General features: G+C 62.2%; 26 protein-coding genes and 1 pseudogene. 16 read left to right on the top strand and 11 right to left on the bottom strand.

All coding sequences use genetic code 11. The features are described 5' to 3' along the window. The first annotated feature begins 151 nt into the window (after positions 1 to 151). Both argS and I5S59_RS25460 read left to right on the top strand, forming a co-directional pair. Positions 152 to 1,888 (top strand): arginine--tRNA ligase, encoded by a 1,737-nt coding sequence (gene argS / locus I5S59_RS25465; RefSeq protein ID WP_197879035.1) that lies wholly within the window; start codon positions 152 to 154, stop codon positions 1,886 to 1,888. Position 1,889: 1 nt separating this feature from the next. After that, positions 1,890 to 2,579, top strand: coding sequence for an SPOR domain-containing protein (locus I5S59_RS25460; RefSeq protein WP_128321755.1), 690 nt, complete (start codon positions 1,890 to 1,892; stop codon positions 2,577 to 2,579). 41 nt (positions 2,580 to 2,620) lie between these two features. On the opposite strand, the gene I5S59_RS25455 is transcribed toward I5S59_RS25460, so the two are convergent. Next, positions 2,621 to 3,040 carry an NINE protein gene (locus I5S59_RS25455; RefSeq protein ID WP_197879034.1) on the bottom strand — a complete coding sequence of 140 codons (420 nt, stop codon included), beginning with the start codon at positions 3,038 to 3,040 and terminating at the stop codon, positions 2,621 to 2,623. 155 nt (positions 3,041 to 3,195) lie between these two features. Here I5S59_RS25455 and I5S59_RS25450 point away from each other — a divergent pair, with 155 nt between their 5' ends. Then, positions 3,196 to 3,816, top strand: a complete 621-nt coding sequence (locus I5S59_RS25450; protein WP_197879033.1) for a C40 family peptidase — start codon at positions 3,196 to 3,198, stop codon at positions 3,814 to 3,816. A 13-nt stretch (positions 3,817 to 3,829) separates the two neighbouring features. On the opposite strand, the gene I5S59_RS25445 is transcribed toward I5S59_RS25450, so the two are convergent. Next, positions 3,830 to 4,840 carry a type IV pilus twitching motility protein PilT gene (locus I5S59_RS25445; protein ID WP_197879032.1) on the bottom strand — a complete coding sequence of 337 codons (1,011 nt, stop codon included), beginning with the start codon at positions 4,838 to 4,840 and terminating at the stop codon, positions 3,830 to 3,832. 66 nt (positions 4,841 to 4,906) lie between these two features. On the opposite strand from I5S59_RS25445, the gene I5S59_RS25440 reads away from it, so the two are divergent. The 9 genes from I5S59_RS25440 to I5S59_RS25400 all read left to right on the top strand — a co-directional run bounded on the left by I5S59_RS25440 (position 4,907) and on the right by I5S59_RS25400 (position 11,615). Next, positions 4,907 to 5,593, top strand: a complete 687-nt coding sequence (locus I5S59_RS25440) for a YggS family pyridoxal phosphate-dependent enzyme (protein ID WP_197879031.1) — start codon at positions 4,907 to 4,909, stop codon at positions 5,591 to 5,593. 38 nt (positions 5,594 to 5,631) lie between these two features. Further along, positions 5,632 to 6,450: a pyrroline-5-carboxylate reductase gene (proC, locus tag I5S59_RS25435; RefSeq protein WP_197879030.1), complete on the top strand. Its 819-nt coding sequence runs from the start codon at positions 5,632 to 5,634 to the stop codon at positions 6,448 to 6,450. A gap of 10 nt (positions 6,451 to 6,460) precedes the next feature. Continuing rightward, positions 6,461 to 7,051 carry a YggT family protein gene (locus I5S59_RS25430; protein WP_128321761.1) on the top strand — a complete coding sequence of 197 codons (591 nt, stop codon included), beginning with the start codon at positions 6,461 to 6,463 and terminating at the stop codon, positions 7,049 to 7,051. 200 nt (positions 7,052 to 7,251) lie between these two features. After that, complete coding sequence (gene metX, locus I5S59_RS25425; protein ID WP_197879029.1) at positions 7,252 to 8,391, top strand: homoserine O-succinyltransferase MetX; 1,140 nt, start codon at positions 7,252 to 7,254, stop codon at positions 8,389 to 8,391. Positions 8,392 to 8,398: 7 nt separating this feature from the next. Beyond that, positions 8,399 to 9,019, top strand: coding sequence for a methionine biosynthesis protein MetW (gene metW / locus I5S59_RS25420; RefSeq protein ID WP_128321763.1), 621 nt, complete (start codon positions 8,399 to 8,401; stop codon positions 9,017 to 9,019). A 24-nt stretch (positions 9,020 to 9,043) separates the two neighbouring features. Beyond that, on the top strand, positions 9,044 to 9,478 hold the full coding sequence (locus I5S59_RS25415; protein WP_197879028.1) for a DUF4426 domain-containing protein: 435 nt from the start codon (positions 9,044 to 9,046) through the stop codon (positions 9,476 to 9,478). Beyond that, positions 9,478 to 10,071, top strand: a complete 594-nt coding sequence (rdgB, locus tag I5S59_RS25410; RefSeq protein WP_232239978.1) for an RdgB/HAM1 family non-canonical purine NTP pyrophosphatase — start codon at positions 9,478 to 9,480, stop codon at positions 10,069 to 10,071. The genes I5S59_RS25415 and rdgB overlap by 1 nt, the downstream gene beginning before the upstream one ends. After that, positions 10,068 to 11,282: a radical SAM family heme chaperone HemW gene (hemW, locus tag I5S59_RS25405; RefSeq protein ID WP_232239977.1), complete on the top strand. Its 1,215-nt coding sequence runs from the start codon at positions 10,068 to 10,070 to the stop codon at positions 11,280 to 11,282. Before rdgB ends, hemW begins: the two co-directional genes overlap by 4 nt. Positions 11,283 to 11,291: 9 nt before the next feature. Further along, positions 11,292 to 11,615 carry a DUF3392 domain-containing protein gene (locus I5S59_RS25400; RefSeq protein ID WP_128321767.1) on the top strand — a complete coding sequence of 108 codons (324 nt, stop codon included), beginning with the start codon at positions 11,292 to 11,294 and terminating at the stop codon, positions 11,613 to 11,615. Positions 11,616 to 11,697: 82 nt separating this feature from the next. Here the strand turns inward: I5S59_RS25400 and trmB are convergent, their stop codons facing one another. From trmB to I5S59_RS25380, 4 genes are all read right to left on the bottom strand, one after another. Beyond that, positions 11,698 to 12,420, bottom strand: a complete 723-nt coding sequence (gene trmB / locus I5S59_RS25395) for a tRNA (guanosine(46)-N7)-methyltransferase TrmB (RefSeq protein WP_197879027.1) — start codon at positions 12,418 to 12,420, stop codon at positions 11,698 to 11,700. A 9-nt stretch (positions 12,421 to 12,429) separates the two neighbouring features. Next, entirely contained in the window at positions 12,430 to 13,224 is a 795-nt protein-coding gene (locus tag I5S59_RS25390) for a thiazole synthase (protein ID WP_038615579.1), read from the bottom strand. A gap of 48 nt (positions 13,225 to 13,272) precedes the next feature. Continuing rightward, complete coding sequence (gene thiS / locus I5S59_RS25385) at positions 13,273 to 13,473, bottom strand: sulfur carrier protein ThiS (RefSeq protein ID WP_128321769.1); 201 nt, start codon at positions 13,471 to 13,473, stop codon at positions 13,273 to 13,275. Positions 13,474 to 13,574: 101 nt separating this feature from the next. Next, positions 13,575 to 13,946 (bottom strand): DUF423 domain-containing protein, encoded by a 372-nt coding sequence (locus I5S59_RS25380; RefSeq protein WP_197879026.1) that lies wholly within the window; start codon positions 13,944 to 13,946, stop codon positions 13,575 to 13,577. A 33-nt stretch (positions 13,947 to 13,979) separates the two neighbouring features. On the opposite strand from I5S59_RS25380, the pseudogene mtgA reads away from it, so the two are divergent. Beyond that, a pseudogene (mtgA, locus tag I5S59_RS25375) lies at positions 13,980 to 14,737 on the top strand (monofunctional biosynthetic peptidoglycan transglycosylase). A gap of 62 nt (positions 14,738 to 14,799) precedes the next feature. On the opposite strand, the gene I5S59_RS25370 reads toward mtgA, so the two are convergent. The 5 genes from I5S59_RS25370 to ftsY all read right to left on the bottom strand — a co-directional run bounded on the left by I5S59_RS25370 (position 14,800) and on the right by ftsY (position 19,678). After that, the gene (locus I5S59_RS25370) at positions 14,800 to 15,309 is read right to left on the bottom strand and encodes a DUF1993 domain-containing protein (protein ID WP_197879024.1); all 510 of its coding nucleotides are present in this window, start codon (positions 15,307 to 15,309) and stop codon (positions 14,800 to 14,802) included. A gap of 139 nt (positions 15,310 to 15,448) precedes the next feature. After that, positions 15,449 to 16,303 carry an RNA polymerase sigma factor RpoH gene (gene rpoH, locus I5S59_RS25365; RefSeq protein WP_038615587.1) on the bottom strand — a complete coding sequence of 285 codons (855 nt, stop codon included), beginning with the start codon at positions 16,301 to 16,303 and terminating at the stop codon, positions 15,449 to 15,451. 113 nt (positions 16,304 to 16,416) lie between these two features. Further along, on the bottom strand, positions 16,417 to 17,445 hold the full coding sequence (gene ftsX, locus I5S59_RS25360) for a permease-like cell division protein FtsX (RefSeq protein WP_197879023.1): 1,029 nt from the start codon (positions 17,443 to 17,445) through the stop codon (positions 16,417 to 16,419). Beyond that, positions 17,442 to 18,113, bottom strand: coding sequence for a cell division ATP-binding protein FtsE (gene ftsE, locus I5S59_RS25355; protein WP_038615591.1), 672 nt, complete (start codon positions 18,111 to 18,113; stop codon positions 17,442 to 17,444). The genes ftsX and ftsE overlap by 4 nt, the downstream gene beginning before the upstream one ends. After that, positions 18,110 to 19,678, bottom strand: coding sequence for a signal recognition particle-docking protein FtsY (ftsY, locus tag I5S59_RS25350; protein WP_197879022.1), 1,569 nt, complete (start codon positions 19,676 to 19,678; stop codon positions 18,110 to 18,112). The genes ftsE and ftsY overlap by 4 nt, the downstream gene beginning before the upstream one ends. A gap of 230 nt (positions 19,679 to 19,908) precedes the next feature. Between ftsY and I5S59_RS25345 the strand changes: the two genes are divergently transcribed. Genes I5S59_RS25345 through rsmD form a run of 3 tightly spaced genes read left to right on the top strand, consistent with a single transcriptional unit; the run spans position 19,909 to position 23,349 of the window. Further along, on the top strand, positions 19,909 to 21,264 hold the full coding sequence (locus tag I5S59_RS25345) for a M16 family metallopeptidase (protein ID WP_197879021.1): 1,356 nt from the start codon (positions 19,909 to 19,911) through the stop codon (positions 21,262 to 21,264). Further along, positions 21,257 to 22,756, top strand: coding sequence for a M16 family metallopeptidase (locus tag I5S59_RS25340; RefSeq protein ID WP_197879020.1), 1,500 nt, complete (start codon positions 21,257 to 21,259; stop codon positions 22,754 to 22,756). Before I5S59_RS25345 ends, I5S59_RS25340 begins: the two co-directional genes overlap by 8 nt. Beyond that, entirely contained in the window at positions 22,756 to 23,349 is a 594-nt protein-coding gene (gene rsmD, locus I5S59_RS25335; RefSeq protein WP_197879019.1) for a 16S rRNA (guanine(966)-N(2))-methyltransferase RsmD, read from the top strand. Before I5S59_RS25340 ends, rsmD begins: the two co-directional genes overlap by 1 nt. The last annotated feature ends 193 nt before the right edge of the window (positions 23,350 to 23,542 follow it).

Below are 23,542 nucleotides of genomic sequence, written 5' to 3'. Positions count from 1 at the left end.
GCAAAGACCTTTCGCGGATAAATCCGCGCCTGCAGGTATGCGGTGTTCCTGCGACACCAAAGGTTGGCAACCTCGCCCCGGCAACGGATAATGTCCAGTTTTTCCACCTGCGCATCGAGCGCCACCGCGCTTGCGGTCGAAAGAGAAGCCCATGAAAGACACCATTCGCCAGCTTATCCAGCAAGCCCTCACCCAACTCGTCGCCGACGGTGTGCTGCCTGAAGGGCTGACGCCGGCGATCCAGGTGGAAAACGCCCGGGACAAGACCCACGGCGATTTCGCCAGCAACATCGCGATGATGCTGGCCAAGCCGGCCGGCATGAAGCCGCGCGACCTGGCCGAGAAAATCATCGCCGCCCTGCCTGCCGACGAGCAGGTCAGCAAGGTCGAGATCGCCGGCCCTGGCTTCCTCAACTTCTTCCAGAACACCCAGGCACTGGCTGCCCGCCTGGATTCGGCACTGGCCGACGCCAAACTGGGTGTGCGCAAAGCCGGCCCGCAGCAGAAAGTCGTGGTCGACCTGTCGGCGCCGAACCTTGCCAAAGAGATGCACGTCGGCCACCTGCGCTCTACCATCATTGGCGACGCGGTTTCGCGCGTGCTGGAGTTCCTCGGCGACACCGTGGTGCGTCAGAACCACGTGGGCGACTGGGGTACCCAGTTCGGCATGCTGATGGCCTACCTGCAGGAAAACCCGATCACCAGCGATGAGCTGTCGGACCTGGAAAACTTCTACCGCGCGGCGAAAAAGCGCTTCGATGAATCCGAAGAGTTCGCCGACCGTGCCCGTGGCCTGGTGGTCAAGCTGCAAGCCGGTGACGAGGAATGCCTGAAGCTGTGGACCCGCTTCAAGGACATTTCCCTGGCGCACTGCCAGAAAACCTACGAACTGCTCAACGTCAACCTGACCATGGCCGACGTGATGGGCGAAAGCGCCTATAACGACGACCTGGCCAATGTTGTCAGCGACCTCAAGGCCAAAGGCCTGCTGGTCGAAAGCAAGGGCGCACAGTGCGTGTTCCTGGACGAGTTCAAGACTGCCGAAGGCGAGCCACTGCCAGTGATCGTACAGAAGGCCGACGGCGGCTACCTGTACGCCACCACCGACCTGGCCGCGGTACGCTACCGCAGCAATGTGCTCAAAGCCGACCGCGCCCTGTACTTCGTTGACCAGCGCCAGGCCCTGCACTTCAACCAGGTGTTCGAAGTGGCCCGCAAAGCCGGTTTCGTCGGCCACCCGATGGACATGGAACACATGGGCTTTGGCACCATGAACGGCGCCGATGGCCGTCCGTTCAAGACCCGTGATGGCGGCACCGTCAAGCTCATCGACCTGCTGACCGAAGCCAAGGACCGCGCTTACGCGCTGGTCAAAGAAAAGAACCCGGAGCTGCCGGACGAAGAACTGCGCGCCATCGGCCAGGTCGTCGGCATCGACGCGGTCAAATACGCCGACCTGTCCAAGCACCGCACCAGCGACTACAGCTTCAACTTCGAGCTGATGCTCAACTTCGAAGGCAACACCGCACCGTACCTGCTCTACGCCTACACCCGTGTGGCGGGCGTGTTCCGTAAACTGGGCAAAGGTTTCGACGAAGTCGACGGCCACATCGTGCTGGAAGCCGCCCAGGAACAGGACCTGGCTGCGCGCCTGGCCCAATTTGGCGAAATTTTGAACAACGTCGCTGAAAAAGGTACCCCGCACGTCCTCTGCGCCTACCTGTATGACGTCGCCGGCCTGTTCTCCAGCTTCTACGAGAATTGCCCGATCCTCGGCGCCGAAACGCCTGAACAACAGCAGAGCCGCCTGCGCCTGGCCGCCCTGACTGGTCGCACCCTCAAGCAAGGTCTGGAGCTGCTCGGCCTGGAAACCCTGGAGCGTATGTAAGTTGGCTGCCAAGAAAAAACCTGCACCCAAGCGCGGCGCCAGTCGTAATCAAGCACCTGCCAAACAACCGATCCCAGGCTGGCTCTGGCTGGCGATCGGCCTGACGGTGGGTGCCTTCGTGGTTTTCCTGATGAAGCTCGAGCCGGGCGGCGATGAGGTCAAGCGCGCCAAACCCGAGCAACAAAAGGCCGAAAAAGCCGCCGAAGCCAACAAGACCGCGCCAAGCCCGCAGCAACCGGTCAAGCCCAAGTATGACTTCTACACCTTGCTGCCCGAGTCTGAAGTGATCGTGCCGCCGGAGGCCGTACCGGAGAAAACCCCGCCGGTACCGGCACAACCACCGGTTACGCCGGCGGAAGCAGCGAAAATCGATACCGCGCGCGCCCAGGCCGCCTTGATGGGGCAGACACCGCCACCGGCACCTGAAGTGATCAAGCCGGCAGCAACCACGCAGTTCTTCCTGCAGGCTGGCTCGTTCCGCAAGCAGGCTGATGCCGACAAGGTACGCGCGCAGATCATCCTGCTGGGGCAGGCGGTCAAGGTCGAGTCCGGCACGGTCAAGGAAGAAACCTGGTACCGGGTACTGGTAGGCCCGTTCAGCAATCGCGAACAGCTCACCGTGGCGCAGAAACAACTGGCAGGTGCAGGCTTCAGCAACCTCTTGCTGCAGCAGCGCCAGACCCGCCAGTAGTCACACCAGCGGCCTTGTCGATGTCGACAAGGCCGCTGCACTCATCGCCGCTGGGCGTTGGCCAGCGATACCTGGGTGTTCAGCGTCCAGAAGTCATACAAGATCCCCACCAGAAACAGGCCACCCGTACACAGGTAGATGATCCCGGTGATCCATTTGCCCTGGTACATGCGGTGTACGCCAAACAAGCCGAGAAACGTCAGCAGAATCCAGGCCAGGCTGTAGTCCAGCGGACCGGCGTGAAAACGCAGGTCGGCTTCGCGATCCATGGCCGGGATCAGGAACAGGTCGATCAGCCAGCCGATACCCAGCAGCCCCAGGGTGCAGAACCAGATCGTCCCGGTGACCGGCTTGCCGTAGTAAAAACGGTGAGCACCGGTGAAGCCGAAAATCCACAGCAGATAACCGATGACCTTGCTGTGCGTGTCGTGCAGCTTCCCATCCTGTTGATAACTGTTCATTCATAGCCTCTGCAGGTTATCGATAAATTTTCTAAGCAAAAATGTGACTTTTTCGTGTCAGGGCGACGTATGGCAGCCTGCCAGTCGACCAACGGATCAGAAATTGATCAAAAAGCTGTTATAAAGTTTCGCGCTAACCAACTAGAGCCCTGCCTATGCGTCCTCTTTTCAAGACATGGCTGACCCTTTGCCTATTATTGCCACTGGCCGCCCACGCCACCAACCGTGAGCAACGTCTACCTAACGGCTTCTCCGGGTACACCACCAATTCCACGGCTGTGCGTTCCACCAAGAACGTCAGCGCCAAGAACCAGCACCGCACCCGCTCCAACCCACAGAGCTATCCGGTTGCCGCCATGTCGCCCGAGCAGAGCAGCGATGTGCTCAGCCGTGCCGTCAATGTGCTCGGCACCCCTTACCGTTGGGGTGGCAGCAGCCCAAGCAAGGGCTTCGACTGCAGCGGCCTGGTCAAGTACGCCTTCAACGACATCGATGAGATCGACTTGCCCCGTACCTCCAATGCCATGGCCCAGGGTCACGGCATCAAGGTGGATCGTGACGACCTCAAGCCAGGCGACCTGATCTTCTTCAATATCAAAAGCCGCCGGGTCAACCATGTTGCCATCTACCTGGGTAACGACCGCTTCATTCACGCCCCGCGTACAGGCAAGCGCGTCAGTATCGACACGCTGAACAAACCCTACTGGCGCAGCCGCTATGTGGTGGCCAAGCGGGTCCTGCCGAAAAGCCAGCAACTGGCCCTGGCCAAGCGCTAACGCCTTATACCCTCTATATGCGGGCGCTTTCGGGGCTGATCAAGCCCCGCCGCAACAGACCCTGCAGGCAGCTGTCCAGGGTCTGCATGCCTAGCGCCCCGCCCGTCTGTATCGTCGAATACAACTGCGCCACCTTGCCCTCGCGTACCAGGTTACGCACGGCCGGTGTGGCCAGCAGTATTTCATGCGCTGCCATCCGGCCGCCCTCCACCTTTGTCACCAGCACCTGCGACACCACCGCCTGCAGGGCATCGGCCAGCATCGCCCGCACCAGTTGCTTTTCCTCTGCCGCAAACACGTCCACCAGACGATCAATGGTTTTCGCCGCCGACGCTGCATGCACTGTAGCCAGCACCAGGTGCCCGGTTTCCGCCGCCGTCAAAGCCAGGCGGATGGTCGGCGCGTCACGCAACTCACCCAGCATGATCACATCCGGGTCCTGCCTTAGTGCCCCGCGCAGGGCCAGGGCAAAGCCATGGCTATGCCGGCCGATCTCACGCTGGCTGACCAGGCTGCGACAAGGGGGGTGGATAAACTCGACCGGGTCCTCAAGGGTAATGATGTGCAATGGCCGCTCACGGTTGAGGTGGTCCAGCAGTGCAGCCAGGGTCGTCGACTTGCCTGAACCGGTCGGCCCGGTGACCAGCACCAGGCCAGCAGGCAGTTCGGCAATCTGGCGAAACACATCGCCCAGCCCTAAATCAGCAAGGCTGCTGATCTGAGCCGGAATCACCCGCAATACGGCCGCCGGCCCGCGCAACTGGGTGAAGGCATTGACCCGAAAGCGCGCCAGACCAGGCACATCGATGGCGAAGTCGATCTCAAGATCGCTTTCGAAGGCCTGCTGTTGAGCGTCTGACATCCACTTCCCGAGCACGTCACTCACCTGCTGCGCACGCAAAGCCGGCACGTCCAGGCGGCACATCTTCCCGTCTACACGTATGGCCGGCACCTCCGCCGCCGCCAGGTGCAGGTCCGAGGCCCCGGCCCTTGTCGCCAGGGCCAAGAGTTCAGTCACATCCATGAGACTCCCCAAAGGCTGCCAAGCAGGTAGAATGCCGCAGACCCAAAGAGCCGCTGGCATCGATCAATGTCCACCATAGCAGACAACCTTTCCACGCTCGGCGCACGCATCAACGCTGCCGCCCAGGCGTCAGGACGCGCGCCGTCCGCCATCCGCTTGCTGGCCGTCAGCAAGACCAAACCTGCTGCCGCCGTGCGTGAAGCCTTTGCCGCCGGGGTTCGCGATGTGGGTGAGAATTACCTGCAGGAAGCCCTGAACAAACAGGCCGAATTGACCGACCTGCCCTTGACCTGGCACTTCATCGGCCCCATTCAGTCGAACAAGACTCGTGCGATTGCCGAGCATTTTGACTGGGTACATTCCGTGGATCGCCTGAAAATCGCCCAACGCCTGTCGGAGCAACGCCCCGACGGCCTGGAACCACTGAACATCTGCCTGCAGGTGAATGTCAGTGGCGAAGCCAGCAAATCCGGCTGCACGCCGGAAGAACTGCCCGCCCTGGCCCAGGCCATTGCGGCATTGCCGCGCCTGCGCCTGCGCGGGTTGATGGCCATTCCGGAGCCCACCGACGACCGTGCCGCCCAAGAGGCCGCGTTCGCCAGGGTTCGCCAGCTGCAAGCCAGCCTGGACCTCGGTCTGGATACCCTTTCCATGGGCATGAGCCACGACCTGGAGGCAGCCATTGCCCAGGGCGCGACCTGGGTCCGCATCGGCACCGCGTTGTTTGGTGCACGCGATTACGGCCAGCAGTGACCCATGCCTTATTCAACCTTCACCCTCAAGGACCTGACATGAGCAAGACTCGTATTGCCTTTATCGGCGCCGGCAACATGGCCGCCAGCCTGATCGGCGGCCTGCGCGCCCAGGGCCTGGACGCCTCGCAGATCCGCGCCAGCGATCCGGGTGCCGAGCAGCGGGCGAAAGTCCACGCCGAACACGGCATTGAAATGTTTGCCAACAACGCCGATGCCGTAGAAGGCGCCGACGTTGTGGTCCTGGCGGTCAAGCCCCAGGCCATGAAAGCGGTGTGCGAGGCACTCAAGCCAAGCCTCAAGCCCGAGCAACTGGTGGTCTCGATTGCCGCCGGGATCACCTGCGCCAGCATGAACAACTGGCTCGGCGCCCAGCCTATCGTGCGCTGCATGCCCAACACCCCGGCACTGCTGCGCCAAGGTGTGAGCGGCCTGTACGCCACCGCCGAAGTATCGGCAGCACAACGCGAACAAGCCGAACAGCTGTTGTCAGCGGTAGGCATCGCCTTGTGGCTGGACACCGAGCAACAGCTCGACGCGGTCACCGCAGTCTCCGGCAGCGGCCCGGCGTATTTTTTCCTGCTGATCGAAGCCATGACGGCCGCGGGTGAAAAACTCGGCCTGCCACGCGAAACCGCCGCGAAGCTGACCCTGCAAACCGCACTGGGTGCAGCGCACATGGCCGTCAGCAGCGACGTTGATGCCGCCGAACTGCGCCGCCGCGTCACCTCGCCTGCCGGCACCACGGAAGCGGCGATCAAGTCGTTCCAGGCCGACGGGTTCGAAGCCCTGGTCGAAAAAGCGCTAGGCGCTGCGGCACACCGCTCGGCCGAGATGGCCGAACAACTGGGCAACTAAGGAGCCGAACATGATCGGATTGAACACCGCTGCCATTTACATCCTGCAAACCCTGGGCAGCCTCTACCTGCTGATCATCATGCTGCGTTTCATCCTGCAGCTGGTTCGCGCCGACTTCTACAACCCGCTGAGCCAGTTCGCCGTACGCGCCACCCAGCCGCTGCTCAAGCCAATGCGCCGGATCATTCCCAGCCTGTTTGGCCTGGACATGTCCTCGCTGCTGCTGGCGATCCTCGTGCAGATGCTGTTCATGGCCCTGACCCTGCTGCTGGCCTACGGCACCACCGGCAACCCGCTGCAACTGCTGATCTGGTCGATCATTGGCGTTACCGCGCTGTTTCTGAAGATTTTCTTCTTCGCCCTGATCATCAGCGTGATCCTTTCCTGGGTCGCACCGGGCAGCCACAACCCGGGCGCCGAGCTGGTCAACCAGATCTGTGAGCCGTTCCTGGCACCGTTCCGCCGCATCCTGCCAAACCTGGGTGGCCTGGATATCTCGCCGATCCTCGCGTTCATGGCCTTGAAGCTGATCGACATGCTGGTGATCAACAACCTCGCCGCCATGACAGCCATGCCGGAAATCCTTCGGCTTCTGGTTTAAGCGCTTCGCCGACAAGCCCGGCTCCTACAGATCTACGCCGTCTGTAGGAGCGGCGCTTGCCCGCGAAGAACGATATCGCGTGACAACAGACACACCGCAGCGCTCGCTTCGCCGGCAAGCCTGGCTCCTGCAGGTTCATTGCTTGCTGCATACCCCGGTGGTCTTTAGACTTACGCCTCATTTAAGCGTGAGCAGGGTCGATGTCCACTGTCTTTCCCGAAGATTCGGTCGGTCTGGTAACACCGCAACTGGCACAGTTCGACGAGCCGCTGGCCCTGGCCTGCGGTCGGTCGCTGGCCTCCTACGAACTGATCTACGAAACCTACGGCACGCTGAACAGCTCGGCCAGCAACGCCGTGCTGATCTGCCATGCGCTGTCCGGTCACCATCATGCGGCAGGCTTTCACAGCCCGAATGACCGCAAACCGGGTTGGTGGGACAGCTGCATTGGCCCCGGCAAGCCAATCGATACCAACCGCTTTTTCGTGGTCAGCCTGAACAACCTCGGCGGCTGCAATGGCAGCACCGGCCCCAGCAGCATCAACCCGGTTACCGGCAAGCCGTATGGCGCCGACTTCCCGGTGCTGACCGTGGAAGACTGGGTGCACAGCCAGGCGCGCCTGGCCGACCGCCTGGGTATCGGCCAGTGGGCTGCGGTCATCGGCGGCAGCCTTGGCGGCATGCAGGCGCTGCAGTGGACCATCACCTACCCGGATCGTGTTCGCCACTGCCTGGATATCGCCTCGGCGCCCAAGCTGTCGGCGCAGAACATCGCCTTCAACGAAGTCGCTCGCCAGGCCATCCTCACCGACCCCGAGTTCCACGGTGGCTCGTTCCAGGACCAGGGCGTCATCCCCAAGCGCGGCCTGATGCTGGCACGCATGGTCGGGCACATCACCTACCTGTCCGATGACTCGATGGGTGAAAAATTCGGCCGCGAACTGAAAAGCGACAAGCTCAACTACGACTTCCACAGCGTGGAATTCCAGGTGGAAAGCTACCTGCGCTATCAGGGTGAGGAGTTCTCCGGTCGCTTCGATGCCAACACCTACCTGCTGATGACCAAAGCCCTGGACTACTTCGACCCGGCCGCCGCCCATGGTGGCGACCTGGCCGCAACGCTGGCCCATGTCAAAGCGGACTACTGCGTGATGTCGTTCACCACCGACTGGCGCTTCTCGCCCGCGCGCTCGCGTGAAATCGTCGATGCGCTGATCGCCGCCCGCAAGAACGTCTGCTACCTGGATATCGACTCGCCGTATGGCCACGATGCTTTCCTGATCCCGACCCCGCGCTACATCACGGGCTTCACGAACTACATGAACCGCATCGTCTGCTGAGGAAGCCATGAGAGCCGACCTGGAAATCATCCAAGACTGGATCCCCGCCGGTAGCCGCGTACTCGACCTCGGTTGTGGTACCGGCGAGCTGTTGGCGTCGCTGCGTGACCACAAGCAAGTCAGCGGCTACGGCCTGGAAATCGACCCCGACAACATTGCCCAATGCGTGGCCAAGGGCGTCAACGTCATCGAACAGGACCTCGACAAGGGCCTGGGCAACTTCGCCAGCAACAGCTTCGACGTGGTGGTCATGACCCAGGCCCTGCAGGCCGTGGAGTACCCGGACCGGATCCTCGACGAAATGCTGCGCGTGGGCCGCCAGTGCATCATCACCTTCCCCAACTTCGGTCACTGGCGCTGCCGCTGGTACCTGGCGACGAAGGGTCGCATGCCGGTTTCCGACTTTATGCCGTATACCTGGTACAACACGCCGAACATCCACTTCTGCACCTTTGAAGACTTCGAGGCGCTGTGCAGCGAACGCCGTGCCCAGGTGCTGGACCGTCTGGCCGTCGACCATTTGCACCGTCACGGGTGGGCGAGCAAGCTATGGCCTAATCTTCTAGGGGAGATCGGCATTTACCGTGTCAACAGCCCCGGCCTTACGGACCACAAGGTCGCGGTTTAATCCGCACACTGGAGGAGAACGATCATGGGTCGCTTGTTGAGCTTTTTACTGGTTGCCTGCCTGAGCGCGACAGCCGTGGCTGCCGACGCCATCAAGGGCGAGCGCCAGGAAGTCTTCGGTGATACGACGGTGCACTACAGCACCTTCATCTCCACGTTCCTGCAACCGGACATCGCCAAAGCCGCCGAACTGGTTCGCAGCAAGAATCAGGGCGTGATCAACGTCTCGGTGATCAAGGCCGGCAAACCGCTGGTCACCCAGGTCAGCGGTTCGGTCAAAGACCTCACCAGCAACTCGGTGCCGCTGAAGTTCAAGCAGATCAACGAACAAGGCGCGATTTACTACATCGCCCAGTTCCCTGTCGAACAACAGGAAACCCGTACTTTCACCATCAACGTTGATACTGGCGGCAAAACCGAAACCATCAGCTTCAACCAAGAGCTTTTCCCGGGCGAATAATGACTTTTCAGCACATCGTATTGGCCAGCCACAACGCCGGCAAACTCAAGGAACTGCAGGCCATGCTCGGCGAGTCCGTGCAACTGCGCTCCATTGGCGAGTTCAGCAGCGTCGAGCCGGAAGAAACCGGCCTGTCGTTCGTCGAGAACGCCATTCTCAAAGCGCGCAATGCCGCTCGCATTTCCGGCATGCCGGCGCTGGCTGACGATTCCGGCCTGGCGGTCGACTATCTCGGCGGCGCACCGGGCATCTATTCCGCGCGCTACGCCGACGGTCAGGGTGATGCCGCCAACAACGCCAAGCTGCTCGATGTCCTCAAGGATGTCCCCGAGGCGCAACGCGGCGCGCAGTTCGTCTGTGTCCTGGCCCTGGTACGCCACGCCGACGACCCGCTGCCGATCCTCTGCGAAGGGCTGTGGCACGGGCGCATCCTGACCCAGGCCAGCGGTGAACATGGCTTTGGCTACGACCCGCTGTTCTGGGTACCGGAGCGCAACTGCTCCAGTGCCGAGCTCAGCCCTGCCGACAAGAACCAGATCAGCCACCGAGCCCGTGCCATGAGCCTGTTGCGTCAACGTCTGGGCCTGGCATGACCGATCATTCGCCGGCACAGCCACTGCATCTGGGCGAGGCTGGCTTTACTTCCCAGGCACCGCGGGCGGCCCTGACGCAACTGCCGCCCCTGGCGCTGTACATCCATATTCCCTGGTGCGTGCGTAAATGTCCGTACTGCGACTTCAACTCCCACGCCGCCACGCCCGAGCTGCCCGAAGAGGCTTATGTCGATGCCCTGCTGGCAGACCTCGACCAGGAACTGGGAGCGGTCTACGGCCGCCCGATCAGCTCGATCTTCTTCGGTGGCGGCACCCCGAGCCTGTTCAGTGCCAAGGCGCTGGGCCGGCTGCTCACGGGCGTTGAGCAACGCATCCCGTTCGCCAGCGATATCGAGATCACCCTGGAAGCCAACCCCGGGACCTTCGAGCAAGAGAAGTTCAAGGCCTACCGGCAGCTGGGCATCAATCGCCTGTCGATCGGCATCCAGAGTTTCCAGCAGGCCAAGCTTGAGGCGCTGGGACGTATCCACAATGGTGACGAAGCCATTCGTGCCGCCGACATGGCGCGCAACGCCGGCTTCGACAACTTCAACCTGGACCTGATGCACGGGCTGCCCGACCAGTCCCTGGACGACGCGCTCGGCGACCTGCGCCAGGCCATCGCCCTTGGGCCTACGCACCTGTCCTGGTACCAGCTGACGCTCGAGCCCAATACGGTGTTCTGGAACCAGCCGCCGCTGCTGCCCGAAGACGATATCCTCTGGGACATCCAGGAAGCCGGCCAGGCCCTGCTCGCCAGTCACGGCTACAGCCAGTATGAAGTCTCGGCCTATGCCCAGCCCGGCCGTGCGGCACGGCACAACCTCAACTACTGGAGCTTTGGCGACTTCATCGGCATCGGCGCCGGCGCCCACGGCAAGCTCAGCCACCCTGACGGGCGCATCCTGCGCACCTGGAAGACGCGCCTGCCCAAGGACTACCTTAACCCGGCCAAAGCGTTCAAGGCGGGCGAAAAGCTGCTGCCGGTCGACGAACTGCCGTTCGAGTTCCTGATGAACGCCTTGCGCCTGACCCAGGGCGTGGACGCCGAACTGTTCAGCCAGCGCACAGGACTGGCCCTGGAACAGCTCACCGAGGCCCGCCGTGAAGCCGAACAAAAGGGCCTTTTGCAGGTCGAAACGACGCGACTGGTCGCCACCCCGCGGGGCCAGTTGTTCCTCAACGACCTGCTGCAGTATTTCTTGACCTAAGGATTGCGAATGGACTTGGTACTCGATCTGCTTTCGACGGTTTCCCGCTGGAGCCGCGGCAACCTGTCGGAGATCTCACTGGCACTCGTGGGCTGCTTGCTGGTGCTGTTTGGCACCGACATCAAGGGCTGGGTAGAACAGCGCCTGGGCGGCCTGGCAGGCGCCTTGCGCGTGCCCTTCATGGCGTTGCTGGTGATGATCGGTAGCGGTGCGGCGCTGATCTATGCCACGCCGTGGGTAGTGAAGGGGTTGTCGCAGTTCAACAACTACGCGCTGGCGCCGGTGTTGCTGATTGTGCTGGTACTGATCGGCGTGGTCGCGGACCGCCGCTGACAGAATCGCCAGCTTCCACAGGTTTATCGCCCTCCTGTGGGAGCCGGCGTTGCCGGCGATCGAGCGCGAAGCGCTCGCAGGTTTACGCCAGTTTTTCGAACTTCAGGTCCCACACCCCGTGCCCAAGTCGTTCGCCACGGCGTTCGAATTTGGTGATCGGGCGCTCGGCCGGACGCTCTACACACTTGCCGTCGGCTGCCAGGTTGCGATAACCCGGTGCGACATTCATCACCTCCAGCATGTATTCAGCATAGGGTTCCCAGTCGGTCGCCATATGGAATACGCCGCCGACCTTGAGCTTGCTGCGCACCAGCGCGGCGAATTCAGGCTGAACGATACGGCGCTTGTGGTGACGGCTCTTGTGCCACGGATCGGGGAAGAACAGCATCAACCGATCAAGGCTGTTGTCGGCAACACACTTGTTCAATACTTCGATGGCATCGCAGTCGTACACCCGCAGGTTTTTCAGGCCCTGGGTCAGCACGCCGTTGAGCAGTGCACCAACGCCCGGACGGTGCACTTCGACGCCGATGAAGTCTTGCTCCGGCGCTGCAGCAGCCATTTCCAGCAGGGAATGGCCCATGCCGAAACCGATCTCCAGGGTGCGCGGCGCCGAACGGCCGAACACCTGGTCGTAGTCCACCGGGCTATCAGCCAGCGGCAGGATGAACAGCGGCCCACCCTGCTCAAGGCCACGTTGCTGACCTTCGGTCATACGCCCGGCACGCATCACGAAACTCTTGATGCGGCGGTGTTGGCGCTCTTCGCCTTCGGCGGAGATCGGCGTTTCTTGCGATTCAGTCATCAGGAGCTCTTACTTGATCAGACCATCCAGCGGCGACGAGGCGCTGGCATAGAGTTTTTTCGGCATACGGCCGGCGAGGTACGCCAGACGACCGGCGACAATGGCGTGCTTCATCGCTTCGGCCATCATGATCGGCTGCTGGGCGTTGGCAATGGCCGAGTTCATCAGCACTGCCTCACAGCCCATTTCCATGGCGATGGTGGCATCTGAGGCGGTACCGACACCGGCATCGACCAGCACAGGCACTTTCGATTCTTCGAGAATGATCTGCAGGTTGTAGGGGTTGCAGATACCCAGGCCAGTACCGATCAGACCCGCCAGCGGCATGACGGCGATGCAACCTGCCTCGGCCAGCTGACGCGCGATGATCGGGTCATCACTGGTGTAGACCATCACGTCAAAACCGTCCTTGACCAGCACTTCGGCGGCCTTGAGGGTTTCAATGACGTTGGGGAACAGGGTTTTCTGGTCGGCCAGTACTTCCAGCTTCACCAGGTTGTGGCCATCGAGCAGTTCGCGCGCCAGGCGGCAGGTGCGCACGGCTTCGACGGCGTCGTAGCACCCGGCGGTGTTCGGCAGAATGGTGTAGCGGTCCGGCGGCAGCACATCGAGCAGGTTCGGTTCGCCCGGGTTCTGGCCGATGTTGGTACGACGTACAGCTACGGTAACGATCTCGGCGCCCGAGGCTTCGATGGCCAGGCGGGTTTCTTCAAGGTCGCGGTATTTGCCGGTACCAACCAGCAGGCGCGACTGGAAGGTACGGCCGGCCAGCGTGAAGGGCTTGTCGCTGCGAAGGTTGCTCATCGGAATTCCTCTGAAAGGTTGAGGGACTTGCAAGGTAATCCTGGGGGCTTAGCCGCCGCCGATGGCATGCACGACTTCGACCTGATCGCCTTCACGCAGCGCCGTGGCGGCGTGCTGGCTGCGTGGCACGATGTCCAGGTTGAGTTCTACTGCGACGCGGCGCCCGACAAGGTCCAGACGGGTCAGCAGGGCCTCGACGCTCTCGCCATCGGGCAACTCGAAGGATTCACCGTTCAATTGAATGCGCATGCGCACGGCCACCATTATTTTTAGGGGCCCGCATTCTAGCCCCGATCAGGGCCCGCGACCAAGGCCAAGCATCGCCATTCGTCTCGATTTGGACCGCTGGGTCAACCCAGGCGCCAGGCGGCGAGCCCCAGGCACAGCCAGCCACCGAGAAAGGCCAGGCCACCCAGCGGGGTGATCATGCCCAGTTTGCCGATGCCGCTCAGGGTCAGCAGGTAGAGGCTGCCGGAAAACAGCACGATGCCCAGCGCGAACAGGCCACCAGCCCAGCCCACCAGCCTGCCGGGCAATTGCGCCGCCAGCACCGCCACCGCCAGCAGCGCCAGGGCATGGACCAACTGGTACGTCACCCCGGTGTGGAAAATCGCCAGGTATTCGCTGCTCAGGCGCCCTTTCAGGCCGTGGGCGGCAAAGGCGCCCAAGGCGACCCCGGTGAAGCCGAAAAAGGCGGCGAGCATCAAAAAACTACGCAACATGAGGCGACTCCTAGTCATCACAGGGTCTGTATAATGGCCCGCTCATTCGGTTCGGCCAAGCCATGTCTATGTTGTCGTCCATTATCCGTCGTCTCACCCGCGCCCTGCTCTGGTTTGCTGCCGGTAGCGCCCTGTTGGTGCTGGTGCTGCGCTGGGTACCGCCACCGGGCACAGCGCTGATGGTCGAACGCAAGGTCGAGTCCTGGTTCAATGGCCAGCCCATCGACCTGCAGCGCGACTGGGAACCCTGGGAGCGCATCTCCGACGAGCTCAAAGTCGCGGTTATTGCTGGCGAAGACCAGAAATTCGCCAATCACTGGGGCTTCGACTTCATCGCCATTCAGGCCGCTCTCGCCCACAACGAACGCGGTGGCAGCATTCGCGGCGCCAGCACCCTGAGCCAGCAAGTGGCGAAGAATCAGTTCCTCTGGTCGGGCCGCAGTTGGCTGCGCAAAGGCCTGGAAGCCTGGTTCACCGCCCTGATCGAGTTGCTGTGGTCCAAGGAACGAATTCTTGAGGTGTACCTCAACAGTGCCGAATGGGGTGAAGGCGTGTTTGGCGCACAAGCGGCAGCGCAGCATCATTTTGGTGTCGATGCCAGCCGCCTCAGCCGTCAGCAGGCCAGCCTGCTTGCCGCCGTACTGCCCAGCCCGCTCAACTGGAGCGCCAGCCGTCCCAGCAGTTATGTCGCTCGGCGTGCCGGCTGGATTCGCCAACAGATGCGTCAGCTGGGCGGCAGTGACTACCTCAGCCAGCTGGACAGCCCGCGCAGGGCACCCTGGAATCAATAAAAAACCCGGCAAAGCGCAAACTTTGCCGGGTTTTTAGTGTGTGCCGATTACAGGGTTAACGCTTAGAACGCACCCATGTAGTCACGTTTGCCCACTTCCACGCCATTGTGACGCAGGATCGCGTACGTAGTAGTGACGTGGAAGAAGAACTGCGGCAGGCCGTAGGTCAGCAGATAAGCCTGGCCGGTAAAGCGCTTCTCTTTCGGCGTGCCCGGACGGGTGACGATTTCGATGCCTTCCTTACCGTCGATCTGCGCTGGCGCAAAACCGTCGAGAAACGCCAGCACCTTGCCGATCAAAGCTTGCAGCTCGGCAAAGGTGGTTTCGCTGTCGTCGTATTTCGGCAGCTCGACTTCAGCCAGGCGCGCCGACACGCCCTTGGCAAAATCGACTGCGATCTGCACCTGGCGAACCAGAGGAAACATGTCCGGGTACAGGCGCGCCTGCAGGAACACGCTCGGATCGATGTTTTTTGCGGTGGCGTGAGCTTCGGCCTTGTTCAGGACATCACTCAAGGCGTTGAGCATTTGCTTGAAAACAGGAACGGAAGCGGCATACAAGGAAATGGTCATAACAGTCTCGATGTGGGTGGCGAAAGAAGTGACGGTGCCAATGTGGCGCGATTATAGACCCGCGCTGCCGCCTGAAAGACCTGGCGCCAAAAAAAAGCCCCGACACGTCGGGGCTTTTTGTTTACTGCCGTTTCGCGGCTCAGATTGCGATCAAGGCTTTCACCTTGTTCATCGCATTCTTTTCCAGCTGGCGAATCCGCTCGGCAGACACGCTGTATTTCTCGGCCAGATCGTGAAGGGTGGCCTTCTCCTCGGCCAGCCAGCGCTGGTAGAGGATGTCACGGCTACGGTCGTCCAGCCCCTGCAGGGCTTCGTGCAGGTTGCTGGTGGAGTTGTCGCTCCAGTCAGCGTCTTCCAATTGCAGCGCCGGGTCGTAGCGATGGTCTTCCAGGTAGTTGGCCGGCGACTGGAAGGCACTGTCGTCGTCGGCTTCGGACGCTGGATCAAACGCCATGTCCTGACCGGTCAGGCGGCTTTCCATCTCACGAACTTCACGCGGCTCCACACCCAGGCTTTCGGCCACACGATGAACTTCATCGTTGTTCAGCCAGGCCAGACGCTTTTTCTGGCTGCGCAGGTTGAAGAACAGCTTGCGCTGGGCCTTGGTGGTGGCGACTTTGACGATCCGCCAGTTACGCAGGATGAACTCGTGAATTTCGGCTTTGATCCAGTGCACCGCAAAGGACACCAGGCGTACACCCATTTCCGGGTTGAAACGTTTGACCGCCTTCATCAGGCCAACGTTACCTTCCTGGATCAGGTCAGCCTGAGCCAGCCCGTAGCCGGAATAGCTACGCGCGATATGTACGACAAAACGCAGGTGGGCGAGCACCATTTGCCGAGCCGCCTCAAGATTCTGCTCATAGTAGAGACTCTCGGCCAGTTCACGCTCCTGCTCCGGCGTCAGCAATGGAATGCTGTTGACCGTGTGCACGTAGGCTTCCAGGTTTGCGCCGGGAACCAGGGCATAGGCAGGTTGCAACGAAGTGGTCATACGAAAAAACCTCCGACTCACTAAACTCGTGCCCGAAGACACTGCCAACATTGACCGGGAACCGAGAAACAAGTTCCCTAAAAATGAAAAGAGTCAATACAAGCAAAAAGACACTATCGCGGTGCTAGCTCACTCAAGTGACGGGCCACCGCAATCCAAGCACCGATATACCCTAACAACACCGCCCCAAGCAAGAGCGACAGACCATCGGCAGACGGGACGCCCGCCAACGCGAAGTCACTGCCATAAAGCCCGGAAAGCCCGATTACCGCGTCATTCAGCCAGTTCAGGCCAAATGCCAGCACCCCCCAGGCCAATACCCCTGCGCCCAGGCCGTACAAGGCGCCCATGTACAGGAAAGGCCGGCGCACATAGCTGTCGGTGCCGCCTACCAGCTTGATCACCTCGATTTCGGTACGGCGGTTCTCGATGTGCAGGCGAATTGTGTTACCAATTACCAAAAGCAGCGCCGAGATCAGCAACACCGTCAGGCCGAACACAAACCGGTCGCCCAGCTTGAGAATTGCCGCCAGGCGCTCGACCCACAGCAGGTCAAGTTGCGCCACGTCCACCTTGGGCAGCTCAGAAAGGCGCTGGCGCAGGGCTTCAAGGGCGGGTTTGTCGACTTCCGCCGGGGTGACCACAATCACACCAGGCAGGGGATTCTCGGGCAGTTCACGCAGCGCATCACCAAGGCCGGACTGCTGCTGGAACTCTTCCAGGGCTTTTTCACGGCTGACGTACTCGGCTTCGGCCACCCCGGGGAGTGCCTTGATCTGCTCGCGCAGGGCGTCGCCGTCGCGACTGCTGGCATCGAGCTTGAGGTACAGGGAAATCTGCGCCGCACGCTGCCAGGAACCCCCCAGGCGCTCGACGTTGCTCAACAGCAGCGACAGGCCCATGGGCAAGCTCAAGGCCACTGCCATCACCAGGCAGGTGAAAAAGCTGCCAATCGGCTGCTTGCCCAGGCGGCGCAAGCTGTCGACCAGGCTCGAGCGGTGGCTTTCCAGCCAGGCGTGCAGCAGGGTGCGGAAATCCGGCCCGTCGTCATCATGGCTGCTGCGTTTGTTTTTTTCCGGTTGTGGATCGGCGGCTTTCGGTGCGACGCGCTCGGACACTTTGGGACTGCGTGTTGCACTCATTGGCCGGCCTCCCCGTCACCGATCAAACGGCCGCGCTGCAGGGTCAGCATGCGATGGCGCATGCGCGCGATCAGTGCCAGGTCGTGACTGGCGATGAGCACGCTGGTACCCAGGCGGTTGATGTCTTCGAATACACCCATGATTTCCGCCGCAAGGCGTGGGTCGAGGTTACCGGTCGGTTCGTCCGCCAGCAGCAAGGCCGGGCGGTGGACGATCGCGCGGGCAATACCGACACGCTGTTGCTGTCCGGTCGACAGGTCGCCGGGGAACAGCTCGGCCTTGTCCGACAGGGCCACGCGCTCGAGCGCCGAGTCTACCCGTTTGGCCACTTCGGCCTTGGACAGGCCAAGGATCTGCAGCGGCAAGGCGACGTTGTTGAACACGGTACGGTCGAACAGCAACTGGTGGTTCTGGAACACCACGCCGATCTGCCGACGCAGGAACGGAATCTGCGCGTTGCTGATCTGCCCGAGGTCCTGACCCGCCAGCAGCAGTTTGCCGCTGGTCGGTCGCTCCATGGCCAGCAACAGGCGCAACAAGGTGCTTTTTCCCGCGCCGGAATGACCGGTGACGAACAGGAACTCGCCCCGACGCACCCGAAAACTCAACTCATGCAGGCCTACATGGCCATTGGGGTAGCGCTTGGCGACCTGTTCGAATCGAATCATGGATGCTCCCGCTCGGCAAACAGTGCTTTCACGAAGGGTTCGGCTTCGAAGGTGCGCAGATCGTCGATACCTTCGCCCACGCCAATATAGCGGATCGGCAGGCCGAACTGCTTGGCCAGGGCGAAGATCACCCCGCCTTTGGCCGTGCCGTCGAGCTTGGTCAGGGCGAGGCCGGTGAGTTCGACGCTCTGGTTGAAGTGCTTGGCCTGGTTGATCGCGTTCTGACCGGTGCCGGCATCCAGCACCAGCAGGACTTCGTGCGGTGCGTCGGCATCGAGTTTGCCGATGACCCGACGGACCTTCTTCAGTTCTTCCATCAGGTTGTCTTTGGTGTGCAGGCGACCGGCGGTGTCAGCGATCAGTACGTCAATGCCACGGGCCTTGGCGGCCTGGACGGCGTCGAAGATGACCGAAGCCGAGTCGGCGCCGGTGTGCTGGGCAATAACCGGGATCTGGTTGCGCTCACCCCAGACCTGCAATTGCTCGACAGCCGCCGCACGGAAGGTGTCACCGGCGGCGAGCATGACTTTCTTGCCTTCAAGCTGCAGTTTTTTCGCCAGTTTGCCGATGGTGGTGGTTTTACCGGCACCGTTGACGCCGACAACCAGGATCACGAACGGCTTGTTCTGCGCCTGGATGCGCAACGGTTGCTCCACCGGCTTGAGCAGGTCGGCCAGCTCGCCTTGCAGCGACTTGTACAGGGCGTCGCTGTCGGCCAGCTGCTTGCGTGCGACCTTCTGCGTCAGGCTCTGAACGATCACCGAGGTGGCCTCGACGCCGACGTCAGCGGTCAGCAGGCGGGTTTCAATCTCGTCGAGCAGGTCGTCGTCGATAGCTTTCTTGCCCAGGAACAGGCTGGCCATGCCTTCGCCGATGCTGGCGCTGGTTTTCGACAGGCCCTGCTTGAGCCGGGCGAAGAATCCGCCTTTGTTCTCTTCGACACGGGCCGCAGCAGGTACTTCGACAGGTGCGGGTTCAACAGCAGGCGCAGCGACGGGAGCTGGAGCTGGAGCTGGAGCTGCTACAGGCGCTACAGGCGCTACAGGCGCTACAGGCGCTACAGGCGCTACAGGCGCTACAGGCGCTACAGGCGCTACAGGCGCTACAGGCTCGGGCGTCTGAATTGCTGCCGCAACAGGTACTGGCTCTGGTGCAGGTGCAGGTTCTGCAACGACCGGCGCCGGCACAGGCACAGGCTCGACCTCCACAACGGGTACCGGACGCTCTGGAATCGGCGGCGGCGTGTGCGGCTCCAGGTCGGCCACCAGCGCTACCGGTTCTTCCGGAACGGGCAGAACCAGCCCGACAAACGGCGTTTGCGGTGCGTCAACGGGCGCAGGCTGAGCAGGCTCGGCGACTGCAACCGTTGTGGGGTGGTCGTTGATCGGCGCAACCGCAACCGGCGCTTCGATGGCCGGCGCTGCAGGCTGCTCCGGTTCAGTCGGTGCAGGGGCTTGTGGCTGTTCGGCAACGGGTTGCTGCGGCTTTTTGCGCAGCCAGCCGAACAGGCCTTTCTTTTCACCAGCCGCGGCCGGCGTCTTTTTGTCGTCGTTGGAACCAAACATGGAAGACGGCTATCTCAGGGTAGCGAAGCGCCACTGTGGCGCTTCGAGAATTCTTTTAACGCAGAACAGACTACTTTTATTCCGGCACGTTCATGCGCAACATTTTGTCGTGTGGCCTGCGGGTCAGATCCACGACAGGCATGGTCGTCAGGCAACCGGATCAGTATCCTAGCACCTCCTAGCCCGCTGACGCTAAGACCACGCGGGCAGTCCTACAGGTTAAACAACGTATGAATGCTCTAGCCCGCCGCGCCGCTGGCCTGTTGCTCAGCACAGTTTGTCTGCCGTTCGCCGCCTTTGCCGCCGCTCCGCAGCCCACCCATGAGTTCATTCTCGACAACGGCCTGAAAGTGGTCGTGCGCGAGGACCACCGCGCGCCCGTGGTGGTCTCGCAGATCTGGTACAAAGTGGGCTCCACCTACGAGTCCCCGGGCCAGACCGGTCTTTCCCACGCCCTTGAGCACATGATGTTCAAAGGCAGCGAGAAACTCGGCCCCGGCGAAGCCTCGCGCATCCTGCGTGACCTCGGCGCCGAAGAAAACGCCTTCACCAGCGACGACTACACCGCCTATTACCAGGTGCTGGCGCGCGACCGCCTGCCGGTTGCCCTGGAGCTTGAAGCCGACCGCATGGCCACCCTGCGCCTGCCGGCCGACGAGTTCAGCCGCGAAATCGAAGTGATCAAGGAAGAACGCCGCCTGCGCACTGACGACCAGCCCAACGCCAAGGCGTTCGAGCTGTTCAGCGCCATGGCCTTCCCGGCCAGCAGCTACCGCACACCGACCATCGGCTGGATGGCCGACCTCGACCGCATGAAGGTCGAAGAGCTACGCCACTGGTACGAATCCTGGTACACCCCCAACAATGCCACCCTGGTGGTGGTCGGCGACGTCACCGTCGACGAAGTCAAAGGCCTGGCCCAGCGTTTCTTCGGCCCGATTCCCAAGCGCGCCACGCCGCCGAGCAAGCTGCCACTTGAACTGGCCGAACCGGGCCTGCGGGAAACCACCCTGCATGTACGTACCCAACTGCCCAGCCTGATCTATGGCTTCAACGTGCCCGGCCTGGCCACCGCCAAGGACCCGCGCACGGTACACGCACTGCGCCTGATCACCGCGCTGCTCGACGGCGGTTACAGCGCCCGCCTGCCGAGCCGCCTGGAGCGGGGCGAGGAGCTGGTTTCAAGTGCTTCCTCCAGCTACAACCCGTTCACCCGTGGCGACAGCCTGTTCATGATCTCGGCAACGCCGAACCTGCAGAAGAACAAGACCCTGGCACAAGTCGAAAGCGGGATCTGGAAACAGCTCGACGAACTCAAGACCACCCCGCCGTCGGCTGAAGAGCTGGAACGCGTCCGCGCCCAGGTAATCGCTGGCCTGGTCTACGACCGCGACTCCATCAGCAGCCAGGCCTCGGCCATCGGCATGCTGGAAACCGTCGGCCTGTCGTGGAAGCTGATCGACAGTGAGCTCGACGAACTGAAAAGTGTCACCCCGGCCGACATCCAGAACGCGGCGCGCACCTATTTCACCCGCGAACGCCTGAGCGTTGCCCATGTACTGCCCGAGGAGAACGCTCATGAGTGATCGCAGCGCACCCCGCTACACCCTGATCGGTCTCGGCATCCTGCTGATTGTTGGCGTGCTGGCGTTTTTCCTGGCCAAACCGGCCCAGTCCGACAACGCCGCGCAACCTGCCGCCACCACTGCCGCCAAACCGGCCAATAAACTTCAGACCCTGGCCGAACTTGATGGCAAGGCGCCCAGCCGTCGGCAACTGAACATCCAGACCTGGAACACTGCCGAGGGCGCCAAGGTGCTGTTCGTCGAAGCCCGCGAGCTGCCGATGTTCGACCTGCGCCTGACCTTCGCTGCCGGCAGCAGCCAGGACGGCAACGCCCCGGGCCTGGCCACCCTGACCAACGCCATGCTCAACGAAGGTGTGGCCGGCAAGGACGTCACCGCCATCGCCGAAGGTTTTGAAGGCCTCGGTGCCGACTTTGGCAACGGTGCCTACCGCGACATGGCCGTGGCCACCCTGCGCAGCCTGAGCGCAACGGACAAGCGCGAGCCGGCGCTGAAACTGTTCGCTGAAGTCGTCGGCAAGCCGACCTTCCCGCAAGAGGCACTGACCCGCATCAAGAACCAGATGCAGGCCGGTTTCGAGTACCAGAAACAGAACCCGGGCAAACTGGCCGGTATCGCCCTGTTCGAGCACCTGTACGGCACCCACCCCTACGCCCATCCGAGCGATGGCGATGCCAAGAGCATCCCGCCGATTACCCTCGAGCAACTGCGTGACTTCCACGCCAAGGCCTACACCGCCGGGAATGCCGTCATCGCCCTGGTCGGTGACCTGAGCCGCAGCGAAGCCGAAGCCATTGCCAACCAGGTCTCGGCCGCCCTGCCCAAAGGCCCGGCACTGGCCAAGCTGCCGCAGCCAAGCGAGCCCAAGGCGGGCGCCAGCCATATCGAGTTCCCGTCCAAGCAGACCCACCTGATGCTCGCCCAACTGGGCATCGACCGCCAGGACCCGGACTACGCTGCGCTGTCGCTGGGCAACCAGATCCTCGGTGGCGGGACCTTTGGTACCCGCCTGATGAGTGAAGTGCGCGAGAAACGCGGTCTGACTTACGGTGTGTATTCGATGTTCAGCCCCATGCAGGTGCGTGGGCCGTTCATGATCAACTTGCAGACCCGTGCCGAACTCAGTGAAGGGACACTCAAGCTGGTTCAGGATATCCTCGCCGATTACCTCAAGACCGGCCCGACCCAGCAGGAGCTGGACGACGCCAAGCGTGAACTGGCTGGCAGCTTTCCGCTGTCCAACGCCAGCAACGCCAGCATCGTCGGCCAGCTGGGCGCCATTGGCTTCTACGACCTGCCCCTGACCTGGCTGGAAGACTACATGCAGCAATCCCAGGACCTGACCACCGAGCAGGTCAAGGCCGCCCTGAACAAACACCTGGCCGCAGACAAGATGGTTATCGTCACTGCCGGCCCCAGCGTGCCGCAGAAACCCCTGCCACCGCCCACTGACAAACCCGCCGAGCAGCCGCTTGGCGTACCGGAGCATTAATGGCCAGTCCTTCTGCAAAATCGGCCAAGCCACATAACGGCCAAGGCCACCTGCGCATCATCGCCGGTGAGTGGCGCAGCCGCCGCCTGAGTTTCCCTGAAGCACCGGGCCTGCGCCCGACGCCTGACCGTGTGCGGGAAACCCTGTTCAACTGGCTGGCCCCGCACATCGAAGGTGCCAAGGTGCTCGATGCCTATACCGGCAGCGGCGCCCTCTACCTTGAGGCGCTGTCGCGGGGTGCTGGCGACGCGGTGGCCCTGGACAGCAACCCGGCCGCCATCGCCAGCCTGCGGCAGAACCTGGAAATCCTGCGCTGCCCACGCGGCCAGGTCATCCAGAGCGATGCCCAACGCTACCTGCAGGGTGAGCCGAAGTTAGCCTTCGACCTGGTGTTCCTCGATCCGCCGTTTCACCAGAACCTGCTGGCCACCACCTGCGCCCTGCTAGAAGAACGCCAGTGGCTGGCAGCCAACGCCTGGATCTACACTGAAAGCGAGATCCCGCCCTCGACGCTGCAGTTGCCAGCCAACTGGCGCCTGCACCGGGAGAAAAAAGCCGGGCAGGTGTACTACGCACTCTGGCAGCGCGGTTAAATACAGCCACGGCCCCCCGCCCCCCCGGGGGGGGGCCGGGGGGGGGGGTGGGGGGGTGTTGGAAAACAAGACGGGGGGGGCCGAAGTGGGGGGGGGGTTGGGGGGGGGGGGGGGGGGGGTTTTTTTGGCCCCCGGGGGGGCCCCCCCCGCGTTTGTGGGCCCCGCCCCCCACGGGCCCTGGCATGGGGTCAGG

It is taken from the genome of Pseudomonas alkylphenolica, assembly GCF_016009175.1.
GTDB classification, from domain to species: Bacteria; Pseudomonadota; Gammaproteobacteria; order Pseudomonadales; family Pseudomonadaceae; genus Aquipseudomonas; species Aquipseudomonas alkylphenolica_B.
The sequence above is the reverse complement of the archived record's forward strand: the minus strand, read 5'-3'. Positions and strand labels throughout refer to the sequence as shown.